This window comes from Nanhaiella sioensis, from assembly GCF_046557775.1.
GTDB classification, from domain to species: domain Bacteria; phylum Bacillota; class Bacilli; order Bacillales; family SM2101; genus Nanhaiella; species Nanhaiella sioensis.
Genome location: NZ_JBKAEG010000001.1, coordinates 1,528,275 through 1,546,029 on the forward strand (window position 1 = coordinate 1,528,275; position 17,755 = coordinate 1,546,029).

15 protein-coding genes and 1 pseudogene are annotated in these 17,755 nt (G+C 33.9%); 3 read left to right on the forward strand and 13 right to left on the reverse strand.

The window, feature by feature from the left end; genetic code table 11:
• The first annotated feature begins 19 nt into the window (after window positions 1-19).
• Window positions 20-382 carry a GIY-YIG nuclease family protein gene (locus V1503_RS07025; protein ID WP_320258293.1) on the forward strand — a complete coding sequence of 121 codons (363 nt, stop codon included), beginning with the start codon at window positions 20-22 and terminating at the stop codon, window positions 380-382.
• A gap of 213 nt (window positions 383-595) precedes the next feature.
• Here V1503_RS07025 and V1503_RS07030 read toward each other — a convergent pair whose 3' ends face one another.
• From V1503_RS07030 to V1503_RS07055, 6 genes are all read right to left on the reverse strand, one after another.
• On the reverse strand, window positions 596-1,261 hold the full coding sequence (locus tag V1503_RS07030) for a glycosyltransferase (RefSeq protein ID WP_410625858.1): 666 nt from the start codon (window positions 1,259-1,261) through the stop codon (window positions 596-598).
• 579 nt (window positions 1,262-1,840) lie between these two features.
• On the reverse strand, window positions 1,841-2,440 hold the full coding sequence (locus V1503_RS07035) for a histidine phosphatase family protein (protein WP_410625860.1): 600 nt from the start codon (window positions 2,438-2,440) through the stop codon (window positions 1,841-1,843).
• Between the two features lie 98 nt (window positions 2,441-2,538).
• Window positions 2,539-4,419, reverse strand: a complete 1,881-nt coding sequence (gene htpG, locus V1503_RS07040; protein WP_410625862.1) for a molecular chaperone HtpG — start codon at window positions 4,417-4,419, stop codon at window positions 2,539-2,541.
• 288 nt (window positions 4,420-4,707) lie between these two features.
• Complete coding sequence (locus V1503_RS07045; protein ID WP_410625864.1) at window positions 4,708-5,268, reverse strand: GNAT family N-acetyltransferase; 561 nt, start codon at window positions 5,266-5,268, stop codon at window positions 4,708-4,710.
• 237 nt (window positions 5,269-5,505) lie between these two features.
• Window positions 5,506-6,507, reverse strand: coding sequence for a phosphotransferase enzyme family protein (locus V1503_RS07050; RefSeq protein ID WP_410625866.1), 1,002 nt, complete (start codon window positions 6,505-6,507; stop codon window positions 5,506-5,508).
• 45 nt (window positions 6,508-6,552) lie between these two features.
• Window positions 6,553-7,053, reverse strand: a complete 501-nt coding sequence (locus tag V1503_RS07055) for a GNAT family N-acetyltransferase (protein ID WP_410625868.1) — start codon at window positions 7,051-7,053, stop codon at window positions 6,553-6,555.
• A 315-nt stretch (window positions 7,054-7,368) separates the two neighbouring features.
• Between V1503_RS07055 and V1503_RS07060 the strand changes: the two genes are divergently transcribed.
• The gene (locus V1503_RS07060; protein ID WP_410625870.1) at window positions 7,369-8,298 is read left to right on the forward strand and encodes a phosphotransferase enzyme family protein; all 930 of its coding nucleotides are present in this window, start codon (window positions 7,369-7,371) and stop codon (window positions 8,296-8,298) included.
• Window positions 8,299-8,679: 381 nt separating this feature from the next.
• Here the strand turns inward: V1503_RS07060 and V1503_RS07065 are convergent, their stop codons facing one another.
• The 4 genes from V1503_RS07065 to V1503_RS07080 form a co-directional block, all read right to left on the reverse strand.
• Window positions 8,680-9,549 carry a toast rack family protein gene (locus V1503_RS07065; protein WP_410625872.1) on the reverse strand — a complete coding sequence of 290 codons (870 nt, stop codon included), beginning with the start codon at window positions 9,547-9,549 and terminating at the stop codon, window positions 8,680-8,682.
• Between the two features lie 217 nt (window positions 9,550-9,766).
• Entirely contained in the window at window positions 9,767-10,468 is a 702-nt protein-coding gene (locus tag V1503_RS07070) for a Type 1 glutamine amidotransferase-like domain-containing protein (RefSeq protein ID WP_410625874.1), read from the reverse strand.
• A 92-nt stretch (window positions 10,469-10,560) separates the two neighbouring features.
• The gene (locus V1503_RS07075) at window positions 10,561-11,340 is read right to left on the reverse strand and encodes a Cof-type HAD-IIB family hydrolase (protein ID WP_410625876.1); all 780 of its coding nucleotides are present in this window, start codon (window positions 11,338-11,340) and stop codon (window positions 10,561-10,563) included.
• Between the two features lie 299 nt (window positions 11,341-11,639).
• The gene (locus tag V1503_RS07080) at window positions 11,640-12,086 is read right to left on the reverse strand and encodes an NUDIX hydrolase (protein ID WP_410625878.1); all 447 of its coding nucleotides are present in this window, start codon (window positions 12,084-12,086) and stop codon (window positions 11,640-11,642) included.
• A 117-nt stretch (window positions 12,087-12,203) separates the two neighbouring features.
• Between V1503_RS07080 and V1503_RS07085 the strand changes: the two are divergent.
• Window positions 12,204-12,383, forward strand: a pseudogene (locus V1503_RS07085) (hypothetical protein); the annotation flags it as partial.
• Window positions 12,384-12,421: 38 nt separating this feature from the next.
• On the opposite strand, the gene V1503_RS07090 reads toward V1503_RS07085, so the two are convergent.
• From V1503_RS07090 to V1503_RS07100, 3 genes are all read right to left on the reverse strand, one after another.
• Window positions 12,422-12,898: a GNAT family N-acetyltransferase gene (locus tag V1503_RS07090; RefSeq protein ID WP_410625880.1), complete on the reverse strand. Its 477-nt coding sequence runs from the start codon at window positions 12,896-12,898 to the stop codon at window positions 12,422-12,424.
• 529 nt (window positions 12,899-13,427) lie between these two features.
• Window positions 13,428-14,195, reverse strand: coding sequence for an SDR family NAD(P)-dependent oxidoreductase (locus tag V1503_RS07095; RefSeq protein WP_410625882.1), 768 nt, complete (start codon window positions 14,193-14,195; stop codon window positions 13,428-13,430).
• Window positions 14,196-14,673: 478 nt separating this feature from the next.
• Window positions 14,674-17,676, reverse strand: coding sequence for a carbohydrate-binding protein (locus V1503_RS07100; RefSeq protein WP_410625884.1), 3,003 nt, complete (start codon window positions 17,674-17,676; stop codon window positions 14,674-14,676).
• Window positions 17,677-17,755: the final 79 nt, after the last annotated feature.

The following is a 17,755-nucleotide window of genomic DNA, read 5'->3' on the forward strand; positions in this document are numbered from 1 at the left end:
TATTGAAGGAGGTCTTCATATGGACAAAAAGCAATTGAAAAGAGAATATAAACAAACCCATACTTTGATGGGTGTATACACGATAACGAACCTTGTAAACAGCAAAATGTATGTTGGAAGCAGTATGGATTTAGCTAAGATCATTAACCGCCATCAATTTGAACTAAAGTTTAAAACTCATTTTAATAAGGATTTACAAAAAGAATGGGATTTATATGGTAAAGACAACTTTTCTTTTCAAATATTGGAGAAAATAAAGCCTGAAGAGGAAATTGTATTGGACTACAATGATTTAAATAAATACGCTAACAGGATTAAAGACTTAGAAGAGAAATGGCATGAAGCATTACGAGCTGATGATAAGTATGTTGTTAAGATTTAACCACAGACTTTTCAGATCAAGATAACTTCTTGGCTATACTAATTTGTGCACAAATCGTATTCATGGCTAATCAATGAAATAACTAACCCAATGGAACCCTTTCTTCAGCCAGTACTCTTTTCATAAAAAATGCCACTAATTTTCATGTCTTATCTAAAATAAAGTGGTGTCTCACGAATTGAGACACCACACTTCATCTTTTGTTGGCAAATATTAATGTCCGGAGTTAAACTGATCAGGAAATTGTTTAATAATCCCTTTAGCAAGCACATCTGCAAGCATGATGATATGTTTTTCTCCTGCATCAAAAGCAGCTATATCAGACTCCCAATCCTTTTTTAACCTTGAGACAACCTCGTCGGCTGTTAATTTCAAATGTTCATACAGAGATTCTTTTAATTCTTCCTCTTTCCAGTTCGGATTTGCTTTACTTAGAAAAACTGCTAAATCATCAGCATTTCTATACCATTCTTTAGTGGATTCTTCCAACGCCTCTTTATCTTCTCTCTTTGCAGCATCAATAATTTCTCCTGCTATTTCAATATGTTCAGTAAGTAGTTTTGTTAACTGTTCACCAGCATCTTCTCCGTAATATGGTTTTATAGTATTACCAATATCGGCTTGATTTTGAAGCAATCTAGTAAGTACTGTTTCTTTGTCTTCTAATTCAGCAATAGCACTAATGATATAATTTCTCGTCCAGACAGTATGGTCTATCCAGAGTTTACGTAGGTCAAATTTAAAATTTACTACCGATTTGGTGTAACAATCCGTATGAGCCTTATGTTTACTGTTCGCGTTTGTACTTACAGGTCCAGCTAGTAGAGCAAATAACACAAGAACTGCAACCATTGCGTTAATTTTGTTACGTTTCATCATTAGTCGATTCACTCCTTCTGTATTATTGAAGTTACTTTCTTATTTATTTTGGTTGATTTTATTTTTTTAATTCAAAAAATCACACTATTTTCATGTGGGTTGTTATTTTACAGAGTTTTTTTTCGTATGCTTTGTTACTATTTTTACTTAAGGCTCTTTTCCTAAACTTGTTGCTATTTTTATTAAAAATGGACAGTTTTTAGGAGTGCTCAATAATTGTTTAAGTAGAAAAGATGCCACGAACGCAATATGTTTACGTGCTTATATCTTTGAACGAAAAGCAACAATCAATGCGAAAACAGCCTTACTAAAAGTGGGAAATACGATGAGCTTTATGAGAACTCAATATATTTAATAGTAGAAAGGGTGCCGCGAACGCTAAGTGTATACGTGCTCATATCTATGAACTAGAAGCACCAATCCATGCTAAAACAATCTATCCATGAAATCACCTTTCTAATTAAATAGAGCAACAAATTTTTCAAAAAAAGAAAACGCTTAGACATTACGCTAAACGTTTTAAAAATTAGCACAAACTTATGTAGTTGGATATTCGCATATTTCATGTGTAAAAATTGTTCAGTAATGAACTATGTTTTCTTGGTCGTTATACTGAGAAAGGTGTGAAACAACATTATAATTCTCTATGCTCCATTTGCCATCAAAATGTAGGTGACTCATACATGTGTTTCTTAAAACCGTTTTTCCAGTTCCAATCTTGCCATTAGACAATGTAGCTAAAATGGCATTGATGACTGCACCATGAGAAACAAGTAATATTTTTTGATTCGTAAACCTTTCATGTAATTCATAAAGTCCTTCCATGGAGCGTTTTTGTAAATCGGTCCATGCTTCTTGATCTCTATATTTTTGATCTGGGAATTTAGTATTTCTTTCTTCAACAGTCATCCCTTCTGCATCTCCGTAATGCCTTTCCATAAACTTTTTCACTTCAATAAGTGAAATGTTGTGGTTGTTATTTATTATTTGTGCTGTTTGTTTTGCTCTTTGTAATGGGCTTGTAGCCAGTATGTCCCACTGGGAGTTTTTCAAAAACTCACTACACTGGTGAGCTTGTAAAATACCATTACTATTTAGTGGTGTATCATTTGTCCCTTGAAGTATGCCTTCTTTGTTCCAATCGGTTTCTCCATGTCTTATTAAACATATTGAAGTCATTTGTTAGCTCCTATTCTGAACAGCATTGTCATGTTCAATAACCCTTTCTCTAAATGAAAGACTCCCTTTACAATACGAGTAAAGGGAGCAAGCATTTGTTATACCATGATTTTACACATATCATTCGTAAACTCTACAGGATCATTGATCGGCAGCCCTTCAATTAGAAGCGCTTGGTTATACAACAGGTTTGTGTATAAGTCTACTTTTTCCTTATCTGTTTCAAAAGCACTCTTTAATGATTGGAACACACCATGGTTAATATTAATCTCTAACACTTTATCAGCTTTAATATTTTGGTTATCAGGCATTGCATTAAGGACTTTTTCCATTTCTATACTTACTTCACCATCAGTTGATAAGCATACAGGGTGCGTCTTTAATCGTTTTGATACTCTAACATCCTTCACTTTGCTTGATAATATATTTTTCATATATTCGAAGAGGTCTTTATTGCTTTCCTCCTCTTTATTATCCTCGTTTTGCTTGTCATCAGAATCAATTCCTAAGTCACCACTTGAAATAGACTTAAATTCCTTTTCTTTGTAATTCATTAACATTCTAATAGCAAACTCATCTATATCGTCAGTGAAATATAAAATTTCATAACCTTTATCTAGTACCATCTCTGTCTGTGGTAGTTTTTCAATTCTGTCGTGTGTTTCTCCAGCAGCATAATAAATATATTTCTGATCTTCTGGCATTCTTGACACATACTCATCTAGTGTTACCATCTTCTTCTCTTTTGAAGAATAGAACATGATAAGGTCCTGCAATTCTTCCTTATGTGTGCCGTACTCACTATACACACCATATTTTAATTGTCTACCAAAAGATTGATAAAACTCTTCATATTTTTCTCGGTCGTCCTTTAGTAAATTTAATAATTGGCTTTTTATTTTTTTCTTGATATTTTTTGCAATAAGCTTTAGTTGACGATCATGCTGTAAAATCTCTCTAGAAATATTTAAAGATAGATCTTCAGAGTCGACCATCCCTTTTACAAAACTAAAATGATCAGGCAGCAAATCTGAGCATTTTTCCATAATTAAAACACCATTGGAATAAAGCTCTAAGCCCTTTTCAAATTCTTTTGTATAATAGTCATATGGTGTTTGTTGTGGGATGAATAAAATCGAATTATATCTCACCGCACCATCAACACTAATATGTATATGTTTTAGCGGCTTATCAAAGCCGTAATGTTTTTCAGCATAAAAATTCTCGTAATCTTCGTCTGTTAGCTCACTTTTATTCTTTCTCCAAATCGGAACCATACTGTTAAGCGTTTGTTCTTCTTGTACATCTTCAAATTCGTCTTCGCTACCTTCTTTAGGTCTTTGTTCCGTAACGTCCATCTTTATTGGGTAACGGATGAAATCGGAGTATTTTTTAATAATAGATTTTAATCGAAACTCTTCTAAGTATTCATCATACGTTTCATCTTCTGTATTCTCTTTGATTGTTAAAATAATATCTGTTCCTACTTCATCTTTTTCGTAAGGCTCAATCGTATATCCATCTGCCCCATGAGATTCCCATTTGTATGCTTCTTCACTACCTAATGGCTTCGTAATAACAGTGACAACGTCAGCTACCATAAATGCTGAATAAAACCCTACACCAAATTGACCTATAATATCATGGCCATCTTTAATTTCAGTTTCTTTTTTAAACGCTAACGTACCGCTCTTCGCAATAACCCCTAGGTTATTTTCTAGCTCCTCTTTCGTCATACCAATACCAGTATCAGAAAGCTTCAATATTCTATTTTCTTTATCAATGACTACCTTCATATAGTAATTATCTTTTTCAAAAGTAATCGTATCATCTGATAATGCTTTATAATAAATTTTGTCAATCGCATCACTCGCATTGGAAATTAATTCTCTTAAAAAGATTTCCTTTTGTGAATAGATGGAGTTAATCATCATCTCTAATAACCTTTTCGATTCTGCTTCAAACTGCTTTACAGTCATATAAACCTCTCCTTTCAGTACAATCCTACTTTAATTTTTAATATATGTAAAACATACTGTTCATACATTTAGCACTCAAACTAATTGAGTGCTAACCCATTAATTAAATAACATACTAGACCGTACTATGTCAACATTTAGTGCAAATATAAGATTACACCGTTTTATTGGGTCAAATTCAGATGTTTATCGGTCAAATTATGCGGTTATCGGGTCAAATGTTGATTTTATTGGGTCAATTTGAACTTTTTTCGGGTCAATATCAAGCTTTTATCGGTCTTTCGACTTTTAGAACACCTTAGCGTATATACAAGTATCTCTCAACTCATTGGAATTAATAGCTACAGCCTCATTTTTCAAAATTCCTTCTAAAGTATAATCTAAGCGCTCTGGAATTGCTCTACTTTTTACATTTCTCGAATCACAGCGTATTTCAATTCTTCTCGCTTTCAATTCATCTTTAGCGAAATCAGTAATTCCTTGTACTGCTTCCGTCATATAACCCTTACCAGTGAAACGTGAATCAACCCAGTATCCTATTTCAAACTTTGGAATAGACCAATCGATTCTATGTAATCCGGAGGAAGCAACAAGCTGTCCAGAATCTTTCAAGAAAACAAGGAGGCGTAAATCATCTCTTTTCAAAAAATTCACATGTGCTTCTCTAATATTAATTTCTGTTTGCTGTTGGGATTGTTCCTTTTGTGCGAATGGCAACCAAGGCTGTAATTCAGGTAACGAAGCAGTAACAGCTTGATATACAGCTTCCCCATCACCCGGTTTTGGCATTCGTATTAGTAATCTTTCAGTAGTAAATTCTGTTGGAAAATCTAATAATATCGGATTCATTTAACCTCTCTCCTAGTCATAGTTGTTTTCTATATTTTCGTTGTGACTAACCCTTGTTCCTTCTCCACCATCAATAAAATGTATTAACATGTCTACAGACTGTTAACTCTGCCATGATTCATTAAATATACTTGAAAAATAACTATAAAACTGTCTTCAATATCTGATAAGGAGCTTCTATAAACGTTATGATAAAAGAATCTCGATAAGCGCCTCTTAATAGTCGGTCATATCAGCTCAATTGAGTAAAGCTAATAAACCTTCTCCACGTTTTATATATATTTGTAAATGGTCTTCTAGTAAATTTGGATCGCGATTTAGTATATTTATAGTTTTCTTAGTGAAATTCCAATTTATACAACCTGATAACCATATTAAAGACCTTAACCGCTCAAAGTCTTTATCATCTAGTATATCCGTTGCTCGATAGCCTTCTATAAAAGCTGCTGCTACATTAGATGACATCTTATGAGAATGCACTCCGTCAGTTCTTGAATACCACTTAACGAGCCAAGCTAAACCTTCCACTCTATCTACATACCCAATTGATTCAAAATCAACGATGCCTTTTACACTTCTTTGCTCATCCCAAAGTATATTTAACGGATTTAAATCCGACTGTACAATAAATTTATAGTTCCCTATCGTTGATCTTTCAATGTGATGTTCAATTAGCATGACATAATCTTCTATCATCTGTAGATGCTTTACTGAAATATATGCTGTAGCAATATTTTCACGAATTTTGTTTATAAACTCCCTATAACCATGCAAGTGTGATTTTTTTATTAACTCATCACTATGAAAGTCACTTGATACATCATGAATACGTCTTGCCACCCTTCCAAATTTACCTGCAAAATATTCATTACAATGAGTGATATGTATACCTTCAATCCATTCAAACAAAATAAACAACAATAGGTTATTATCACATTTGAGAGATATAAATGGTTCATTTTTTGAAGTTGGTTTAACTCGCATAAATGGAATTTGATTATCAACAAGATAGTTACAAAAACGAATCTGCTCAATCATAATAGTCTCATTTAATAAACCAAAGGCATGATGAGGAGAACGACTTTTGTTAATAAACCTTGCAGAATATCTTTTTCTACCAACAACTATTTTATAATGAAGATCACTATGCCAACTGTTATGATGTAGTTCTTTTTCAACAATTACTGTTTGTTTAGCTATCGTATAGTGCTTAAGAGCTTCATGAATTAATTTGTCCAATTATTCTTTATCCTCCTGCAATAGTATTGTGAGCTTACAATACTATCAAACTCCTACTTTGCGACTTCTTCTTTCTAATAAAATGACATCACGCCACCTACCTTGCATTTTGCCAATATGCTTTTGTATACCAATTTCTCGAAAGCCCGCTTTTTTGTGTAATGCAAGACTCGAAGCGTTCTCAGGAAAGATTCCCGCTTGTAATGTCCAAATTCCTTCCTCTTCACTCGATTTAATGAGCATATCCATCAGTTTCGATCCAATCCCTCTTCCTTGGCTAGCACTACTTACATATACACTTATTTCTGCAACACCATTATACACACATCTACTGGAAACTGAACTTAACGCAGCCCAACCTAAAACCTCGTCACCATCCCGTGCAATAAACCGACATTCTTTTAGATGATTACGATCCCACTCCTCATACATTGGAGCTTCATCTTCGAATGTGGCATTGCCAGTATTTATACCCTCTTGATATATGCCCTTCACTTGTTCCCAATCTTTTGGAACCATCTTGTCTAATATTATTTTTTTGGTCATATAATCACCTACCCAACATTACTATTCAATAATAATTTCTTAAATCCTGTTAGGATAACAAGCAATCTCATGGATATTAATACTTGATTTTATCTTAACTAATTATCATACAAATATTAGCAGGAGAAATTGGCTCAATAATAGAAAATACAAGCATGGGGTATATGTTCAACAAAGAGAAATCTCGTGACTTTGTACATTCGAGACAAATAAAGCATACTGACTAAGTCCCATTACTACCTCTCACTCAATGCATATTCGTTAAAATTTAACATGCATTTTTGAACATCTCCTACTAACTTTTGAGGTGAGATCATGTCTATAAAGCATCTTAGGGATTTGTCATCCAATTGGGGAATTGAGATTTCAAATTCAGCAAAACTATCAGAAAGAGCTACTCTTATAACTTCTAATAATGGAGAACGATATGTATTAAAGCAAAAAGAAAGCCTAGAAAAAGCGATAAGTGAAATAAAGCTATTGTTACGTATAGATAAACAAGATTTCAAGGTACATCTACCCATAAAAACAAATGGAGGAGAATATTATTACTGTTCTGATGATGTTGTTTATTGTATTTACAACTACCTTGATGGCCTAACATTTAAAGCAATTGATACAGTAAAAAATACATCTATACCTGAACTACTTGGAAGTAACCTAGCTCAATTACATCAAGTACTAAAACAAGTAAGTAATGATTTACAATTCCCGAAAAAGAACCTGTACAACCAAGTATTTGATTGGGCTGTTCAAGAAATATTAGATAATGAAGAAAATCAAGATTTAACAAGTATATATCATACTCTCCAGGTCGATTTAAAAAATGTGATACATGATTTACCACAGCAATTAATACATAGGGATGCACATATTTTTAATGTAATTATTCAAAAGGATAGACTTGCTGGTTTTGTAGATTTTGATATCGTTGAGCATAATGTTAGGTTATTCGATATTTGCTACTGCTCTACAAGTGTATTGAACGAAGTATTTTCTGATGAAGCTTTGAGGGAAAAGTGGTTTGATTTTATCAAAAACTTGTTTGCAAGTTATCATACAGTAAATCCTTTAAGTGAAGTAGAAAGAAAGTCTGTTGCATTAGTGATGTTATCCATACAAACAATTTTTATGGCGTTTTTTATGAATATACCTACCTTGTTTAACGCAAATAAAAAAATGTTCTTATGGTTACATGAAAATAAAGAGAGGATTTTAAAGCATAGCACACAAATGGTTGAATGATTTACGCTCAGGATTATAATATACTTTCACATTTCTCACAATCCCCACTTGTATGCCCCCTGACCAATTAACTTATGTTATGCTCGATCTCTCTCACCGACAAAATGGGGGCATAAGCTCAAAAAAAACTAGACATTCAATAGATTCTACCCCTTCAATGAACCCGTGACATCCTCCTTAAATGAACATAATGCTCGCGTAATACTATCAACTTATGTTACTTTGTAGTATACAAACAATGACAAGTTGGCTTTGATCGTACACAGAGACCTTTTGGGATCTATAACGATAAATGGCAATGGATTCTCGGCTAGAACCAATTACTTTTAATAGATATAAAAACATTCATACATGATAAGATCAATTTACTATATCTTCTTCCTACTTAACTATAAACTCTATATCTCCAGTAGTGAGAATTGTATTAATATTAACAATAACATCCGCATTTTCATAAGCATTATTTACGTAAAAGTCATCTGTATTTGAGAATAGTCTTTTAAAATTTGTTGATTGAAATCCTTTATTAGAGTTAATTTTAACTCCTACATCAGAAGGTAAATATATTTTTGTACTTCCCATAGCTTTTTTAAGAGTAACGTCAAAACTTTTTTCCCAGTCACCACTTAAGTCAATAGTTAGTTCACCAATTGCAGAATTGATATTTAAATTGTTTAATTGTAAACCTCGTAAATCTAACTCTGTGTATGTTGCCCCCGCATTAATATTAAGGTCCATAGGAATTTTATCTGTCAAATGAATATCCCATCTATTATTTTGACTACCAGAAAAATCGTTAAAATCATCTATAATTGAAGCTTTGTCAGGTTGTTTTACTGTTATTGTTCCTTTGTCCATAATTAAATCATATGAAACATCTGGCTTAACTTCTACATCTTCATATTTAAATGTTCCTTCTGCCCAACCTTTTGCACCATTAGAAACAGTTAAATAACCTGCACCATAATATAACAAAACCTCAAGTTTCTTGGCTTTGTCCTCCTTTATTTCATGTATTTCTTCTTTTATAATATTTTCCCTGGACTCTTCTTTGTTTACATTTTCTGTTATAGTTTCTTTTTCATCATTTTTTGTTATAGTTTCTACTTCATCATTTTCTGTCGCAGTTTCTTTTTCAGCACTTTCTGCTTTAGTTGCAAAATTAGTATTTTCTGTCGTAGAAGTAAAACCGCATGAAGTTGCAAAAAATGATCCAATTATTACTATTACAAAAACAACAAACCTCTTCATTATTAATCCTCCCATATTTACTAACATAGTAAGAAACAACTACTTTTACATTAAATTTGCAATATACAAATGAGAGATAGAGTCAAGGTTTACAAGATTTTGATACTGTATCTTTAATGATTTTGTGTAAACAAAGAATATATACTACTATTCTATTTAACTCTTTAAGCATTGTGAGAGTTTAACTAAGATAGATAAGTATTTTTACAGCTATTTTTTAAGAGCCTAAAAAATATGTCTGTAACTCTTCCTCTATATTGTGATTACTTAAAGAGACTTGATAAGCCTTTGCATTTGGCCTTGAGCTAATAATTTTATTTACCTTTTGTTCAATAAAATGAATGGCAACTCCGTCATCTGCAGCAATACCGTCTTGTATGTCTCCACTATTAATTAATCTGTGATACGCTGGTCTCCGATCTATTTCTCCATCGTAGTGAGGACAATGGCTTCCTTGTAAAAAACCTAAACATTTTATAGACTCTAGCCCTTCTCCAAACGAATCTGTGACACCTTCTTCAAACCAACATATTGCACCAGCACTAATACCAGCTAATATAATTCCTTTGTTCCAAGCTTTTCTCAAGATGAGGTCGAGCCCCCACTCTTTCCATAATACTAATAAGTTTTTAGTACTCCCCCCACCCACGTAAACGATATCTTTCTTCAATAAAAATCTCTCTAAATCCCTTGTTTGTGGCTTAAATAAAGATAAATGGGATGGGTTACAATTTTGCTTATGAAAAAACTGATAAAATCTCTCTATATAATCTTCTGCATCCCCACTAGCAGTTGGAATAAAGCAAATGCTAGGCTTTGGTTTTATAGATTGCTTTAATATGTACTGATCCAACAGGGGATTGTCAGGTTCCATAGAGAAACCACCCCCACCTAATGCTATGATTTGTCTTTGTCTCACATAAATACCTCCAATCAATCTAAAACTTACACATTTAATGTTTATCCAACAGTAGAAGAAATCAGCCCTTAAAACTTTCCAAATAATTCCTTCTACCTTACCATTCTCTCCAATATTTTTGCAACTCCGTCATTGTCATTAGTATCCGTTACCTCGTCGGCCATCTCTTTAAGTTCTTGGACAGCATTTGCCATTGCAATAGCGTATCCATTCATATTAAACATGTCCAAATCATTATAATCATCTCCAAAAACAATGACATCTGATTGTTTGACACCAAAATGATTACATAATCTTAGTATCCCAGTTTTCTTTGATACATTTTTATTCATTATTTGAATGAGCTTACCATTGTCTGTTACGATTAATTTAACATACTCTCCGAACAGTTCCTGTAGCTTCTTAGCATCATTGAAACCTGTAAGTAACAGCTTTGTTGCTTCAAACTCTTTTAATTGCTCAACTGGTAAAATACGTGGACGATACTTAACATTGAATATTGAAGCATCACATATTTCTTCATTTGCAAACCATTTGTCTCGTACTTCAACACTAACCGAACAATTTTGATCGTAGTCTAAGCAATAGTCAAAGACCCTTGCTGTTATTTTCTTCGATATAGATATATGTTCTTCAAAATGTGATAAGTGATCAACAACAAGAGCACCATTGTAATAAACAAATGATGATACTTCTCGTAGCACGGTTGGTAAAAAGTCTTTGACTGAACGTGGAGGTCGTGCTGTAGCTATAATAATTTTTTTACCATTGTTATAGCAATTAAGCACAGCTTGTAAGTTTCTATTAGTAATGTGTTTTTCATTATTAAGTAATGTTCCATCAAGATCCAATGCGATAACAGCTGGATTCAACTATATTCTCCTCCCTAAATAGAGCCTTGCTACCTATAGTAAGCTATTATTTTTTTCAAAGACTATTCTCGTAAACTGTGTTATTGTTACCAAATCATACCATAAAAAGTGGTTATACATTGTTCTTCATCGTTGTACAGATGAAAAGATGCCACGAACAACGCTAGTTGTGTAAGCAACAATTAATGCGTAAACAGCCTTTTAAAACAACTTCGATGTACTTTCCACATATAAGTTAATTACATGAGTTTGAACTTATAAATCGATTCAGGTAGAGATTATTCCACCTAAAAAAATGGTCAACAAAAACTTCGGTTAACCTTCGACGATCGCAGCTTGGAATCAGCTAGCGTAATATTTTCTACTAAATAATCTGGTAAGCCCTCATGATTCATAACTTGTTCCGTAGTCAACCACATTACCTCGTCTACTTCATCAGGGCTTTTTGCAAATGGCTTGCCAGATTCATATTCACAAAGAAATACGATATCTACTACATGCTCTCCAAGATCGGTAACAAACGACGAGCTGTTTACATACCCAAGAATTGTAACTTGAACTCCAACTTCTTCGAATATTTCTCGCATTAGAGTTTTTTCTAAAATATCTGTACAATGTCCTTCTCTTTCAACCTTTCCACCAACTAAAGAGAGCTCACCACCTGCATGCTCTTCTTTCATACTTCGACGAATCATTAACCACTTTCCATCTTTATTAATAGCACCTTCAACATTGACAATAAACATGCGTATCCCCCTATTCCATTTTCTAAAATGTGAACCTTAGCGTTGTTGTATGTATGAAATAAAAATTATCCTCCACCCAATCCAAGTAATATGTAATGTGTTCTATTAAAGTCTTGCCTAGACTCTGAACGAGGAAGAGTTGTCGTACAAATGCTTGCTGATGAATTAAAATCAAGAGGCAAATCTGCCATTATGGTTACGCATGATCAGCGTATGTTAGATTTATGTGATCGTGTTGTATATATCGAAGATAGTAAACTAAGCGAATCGTCAAATGAGCTTAACGCCTTAAAATAAACTGAAATAGCTTAACTAAGGGGTGCACAAATACCTCCTTAGTTACTCGATGAACAATCATATTCCATGGAAATAAATTCAAATAACCCACCATTTGTATTTTGCATAAAAGCCCTCCCCTCTACAAAGCCTGCCTTCTTATAGACCTTAATTGCCCGTTTATTAAATATAGCAACTGAAAGAGTTATTTTTTGCGGTTTATATTTTGTTTTAGCATAGTTCAGACCCGCTCTCAAGAAATCTAAACCTAAACCATGCCCAGTTAATTCTGGCTTCATTCCCAACCCTATATCGACTATAGACGTAGCAGTTTCGATAAAACTCATAAACCCAATAATTTCATTTTTTCTTTTAACTACATAATAATAATCTCTTCGTTTGTTTGCATCTAAAAACTCAGCTAAATCTTCTTGGTCTGCTTCCATGTCATAAAAGGAATAATCACCATCATAGTGCCAATTGAACGCTATATCCTCCGCTTGTTTTTGTGACATTTTTGTAAAGTCGTAAGTCATAATTCTTTCCTCTCTCTCAAAACATAGTCCTTTTCATGCTTGCTCACTGCTGCAATAGTCCAATTCAACTTTACTAATTAATAAAATTGTTCACATTTAATTAAAGTTGCTTTCACCTAGATTAATATATTTATAACTAATAAACATTACTTATTCAACTAGTATTCGTGACATTTCTGCTTCTATTAAATGATCGTTTAAAACCCCTTTTGTAACAATAGTAGAATGGAAATGAAAAGATAATATAATTTACCTATAATTTGAAATTATAAGAATATTTATTCATAAATACTGCTTATAGAATGGCAAAGACGTAAAGTGAATATTAAACTTCTATTACCTGAATTCTTTATTAAATACACTGATGGAAATGATGACTATTAAACTAGCCACTTTATTCTAGTTAACAAAATAAAGCGGCTCAAATTTATGACTTTTCATATGGTTACATACACTTTATCAAGAATAATCTATCTTTTATATATGTGTAACAAAATTTAGTATTAAGTCACTAGCATAACATCACATTCTATCTTAACCTTGTTGTCGCCCCACCATCTAAAGGCATAATTACACCAGTCACCCATGATGCACGATCACTAGCTAAGTATAGGATTGCCTCAGCTACATCCTCAGGCTGACCATTTCTTCCTATTGGATGAAATTCATTAAAGGTAGGTAATGTTTTAGAAACTTGTTCTTCAGACATAAATGTGTTGTAAATTGGTGTTTCTACAACAGCTGGTGCAACTGCATTCACACGAATGTTATCCTTAGCAAATTCTACAGCTAAGTTTTTAGTAAGTGCGTGTCTACCTGCCATTGCTGCTGAATATGCAGTAGATGGTGTCGCTTCAACTGACTGAATTGCCCACATTGAACCAGTATTGACGATTGCGCCCCCCCCACGTTTTTTCATTTCAGGGATAACTACCTGTGCAGGATAGAAGGTCCCTTTAACGATCACATCAATATAACTGTTCAAATCATCTTCTGTGTGATCTAAAAAACTAGTTGGGTTGAAGATTCCCGTATTAGCAACTAATACATCCACACCCCCAAATTCTTTAACTGCTTTTGCAACTAATTTTTCTGATGTAGATTTAACACTTATATCTCCTGCCACATATGCAATGTTTTCACCTGTAGGATCAAGTTCTTTCGCTGCTTCTGTTAAGATACTTTCTCTTCTTCCATTTATGACTACTTTCGCACCTTCATCGATAAACCTCTTAGCCGTTGTCTTTCCAATTCCTGAGCCACCACCTGTAATGATTACCACTTTATCTTTGAACATCTTGCATTCCTCCTGTTGTTTTTATTTGACCAATACTAGATCAATATCACTTGCTTATGCATATTTTACCTACCAATAGGTAGAATTGCAAGAGAAAAGATTTTTTTCTAAACAACTTTATTATGATTTGATAAAATAGCTATTTGAGTGAGTGTAGATCGGCAAGCTTTATTTAAAAGGGCCTTAATCCATACAAAGCTCATTTGTCTAGTACCATACTTTTCACACTTAACAGAAGTCGCCAATGACGTTTTTATTTCGATGACTTTACGAAATAGACTCCTTTGAATGTTTTTCAGCTTTAATTCGATATTATTTTTTCTCTGTTAGTGCATTCTCTGCTTTACCAGTGTTATTACCTAGGGTCTTGAACGATTTGTTCTGTAGCATCTATTAATAACAAATCCGCCTAAACTATAAGAGTAGCCACTTTATTATCCCAATAATAAAGTGGCTACAATGATTAATTTAAAAGATATTAGGATGTTTTGTTAATCAGCTTTTCTAACTCTTTTGCTATCTTACTAATATATTTTTCACTGTCAAAATTCTTTTTATCAAGCTCTCCTGCCATACGCTCTAAATCTCTTTCAATATGCTCAGTAATATTTCGAACATGGATAACCGTTTCATTAGCAGTTTCTTCAGCTAAAAAAGCTTCTTGAAGTAAGATTTTCACTTCTTCTCCATCGACTTCACCTAGCATGACACTGTTTACGATCATTGCTGATAATTGTTCCATTTGATTCGAATCAGATTTGAACGCTTCAATATGCTGCTGAAGCTGCTGAGCTGAATTAATAAACTTAAGCCAATTTACGTTACCTATGCCTCCAGCTTCACTCTTAAATACAAGATATACATCATGGACACCTTTTGCGCCAGATATTTCAGCTGATTCAGTTACCCACGACTGCCAACCGCCTGTTTTCGTAATATTAATTGTTCCAATTAAATCTCCAGTAGGACTATCTAAATGAAGCTCAATCATCCCACCTTCAGAGTCAGTTGCTACCCTCGCTTCAACAGCTACAGCTCCCTCACCAAAGTCAACATTGTTGTAGCCTATATAATCACCGTTATCAGTATGACCAACGTTCAGGCCTCCACCAACGTCACTAGAATTTTCAGTTTGTACACCGTACTGTGTATCATAGTTTTCAGCTTCAATTTGTTCAAAAGCATTTATTGCAGGATTGTCCTGTATGGCATCCGAAAATGTAAACCAGTTTAGGTTACCTATACCACCAGTTTCACTTTTGAACACAACATATAGGTCATGAACACCATCTGCCCCTAAAACTTTTGCTGATCTTGTCACCCATGATTGCCAGCCACCCGTTTTTTCAACATCTATAGTACTAATGACAGGCCCAGTTGGGCTATCTAATCTAAATTCAAGTTCTCCACCATCGCCATCTGTAGCTACTCTCGCTTCAACAGATATTGCTCCACTACCAAAGTTAACATTTTTAAATCCGATATAGTCCCCGTCATCTGTATGCCCAACGTTTAAACCATAACCAGCATCATTAGCTCCTTCAGTTTGAATACCGAACAATGTATCATAGTTTTCAGCTTCAATTCTTTCAAATGCATTAACTTCGTTTGTAATTTCATTCGTTGCTGAAAATTCAAACCAGTTAAAGTTACCAATACCATTTGAGCCACCTTTAAACACAATATACAAATCATGTACACCAATTGCATTTTCAACTTGGGCAGAACTAGTTATCCATGATTGCCAGCCACCTGTATTCGGAATATCTATTGTACTAATCAATGTGCCTGTTGGACTTCCTAATCGAAACTCTATTTGTCCTCCATCAGCTTCTGTAGCAACCCTTGCCTTGACAAGTTGGGCGCCATCATCAAAATTAACATTTTTAAATACTACATAATCATCATTATCAATTTGTCCAACTACTAAGCCGCCACCGATATCATTTGCTGATTCAGTTGCAACACCTTCCATTGAAGAAAAGTTCTCAGCTTCCATTTGTTGATACGGGTTAAGTTCGAATAATCCACTATCTCCTTCCTGTTCACCGTTCCATGTAAAGGTAGCTACTGCCCCAGCAGGAAGTGAATACTCAAACGCTTGTGTTCCCCATCTTACTTTAAACGTTTTTTGTTCATTTGTACTATTCATTGCGAGTAATACTTTTGAACCGTCTCGATTTTTGAATACAACATTCTCTATTTCCGTATTTTCATTAGACTCTATTCTCTTTGCCCCTGGCTTTACAAACTTACTAATATGTCCAAGCACGTAATACTCTACGTTCTTAACAATATCTCCAGTACCTTGATTTACTGTAACAACGCCACGACAGTCAACACATCCACCATTTATCGGACCAAAATTTTCGTCTAGTGCTAAGTTCCATAATAAGACTGATTTTGCCCAATTGCGCGTTGCACCTATTACAATATTAGACATATTCCATTTTAAATTATCACCAAAATCAGTTGCCCATTCCCCACCAGAACATTCAGTAAACCAAATTCCTTTATCTGGGTGTGCATCAAACACTGCAGATTGTGACTCTGGTGCACCTGCATAACAATGGAATGCACTTCCTGCTACATAAGAATTAGCCTCTTCATCATTTAACACTTGAATTGGATAATCAAATTCATTCCAATTGTGATCCCAGGCAATAATCTTTGTATCCATTCCTTCTGCGTTAAAGGTAGGACCTAGATAATTTTTCACGAAATCAATTTGTTGATTTGCATCCATATACATACTTGGATAGCTGGTTGTTTCATGATGAGGTTCATTTTGCACTGTCACAGCATAAATTGGTAACCCTTCACTTTCATACGCTTGAAGATATTTCACAAAATAATCCGCATAAGACTGAAAATGTTGAGGATCCAAGCTCCCCCCATTTAATGTACCACTCTCTTTCATCCACGCTGGTGCACTCCATGGTGTACCTAAAATTTTCAATTGTGGATTAATACTTTTAATTTGTTGCAGAACAGGAATGACATCGATTCGATCTTCGTCAATTGTAAAATGACTTAAGGTTGGATCTATTTCACCTTCAGGCATATCATCGTACGTATAGCTTTTTAGATTAAAATCCGACGCACCAATTGTTTGACGCACAAAGCTTAAATCAATACCCTTTTCACTAAATAAATCATTTAAAATTTGTTCCTTATCACTTTCATTTAATTGGTTCAACAAATACGCTGAAGAGCCTGAAACTGCAGCCCCAAATCCATCCATTTCTTGGTATTCAATATTTTCATCAATATGAATATTTGCGGATGAGCTATCTCGTGAAAACGTAATATCTTCTTGTTGCTCAAGTAATTTAGTTTCATCAGGGGTTGTAAGCCAAACTTGAACGGATTCACCTGCTGCTATACCTTTATCTATCCCAATAAAACTTGTAAAAGTTAAACAGACTATAAGAAAAAACACCGCTATTGAACGAAGAGTTTTACTATTTCTTTTAAACATGTGCTATCTCCCCCACCTTATTTATATTTATTTAACAAAAAATTGTAAACGTTAACATTATTATGCCTACAAGTAGAGT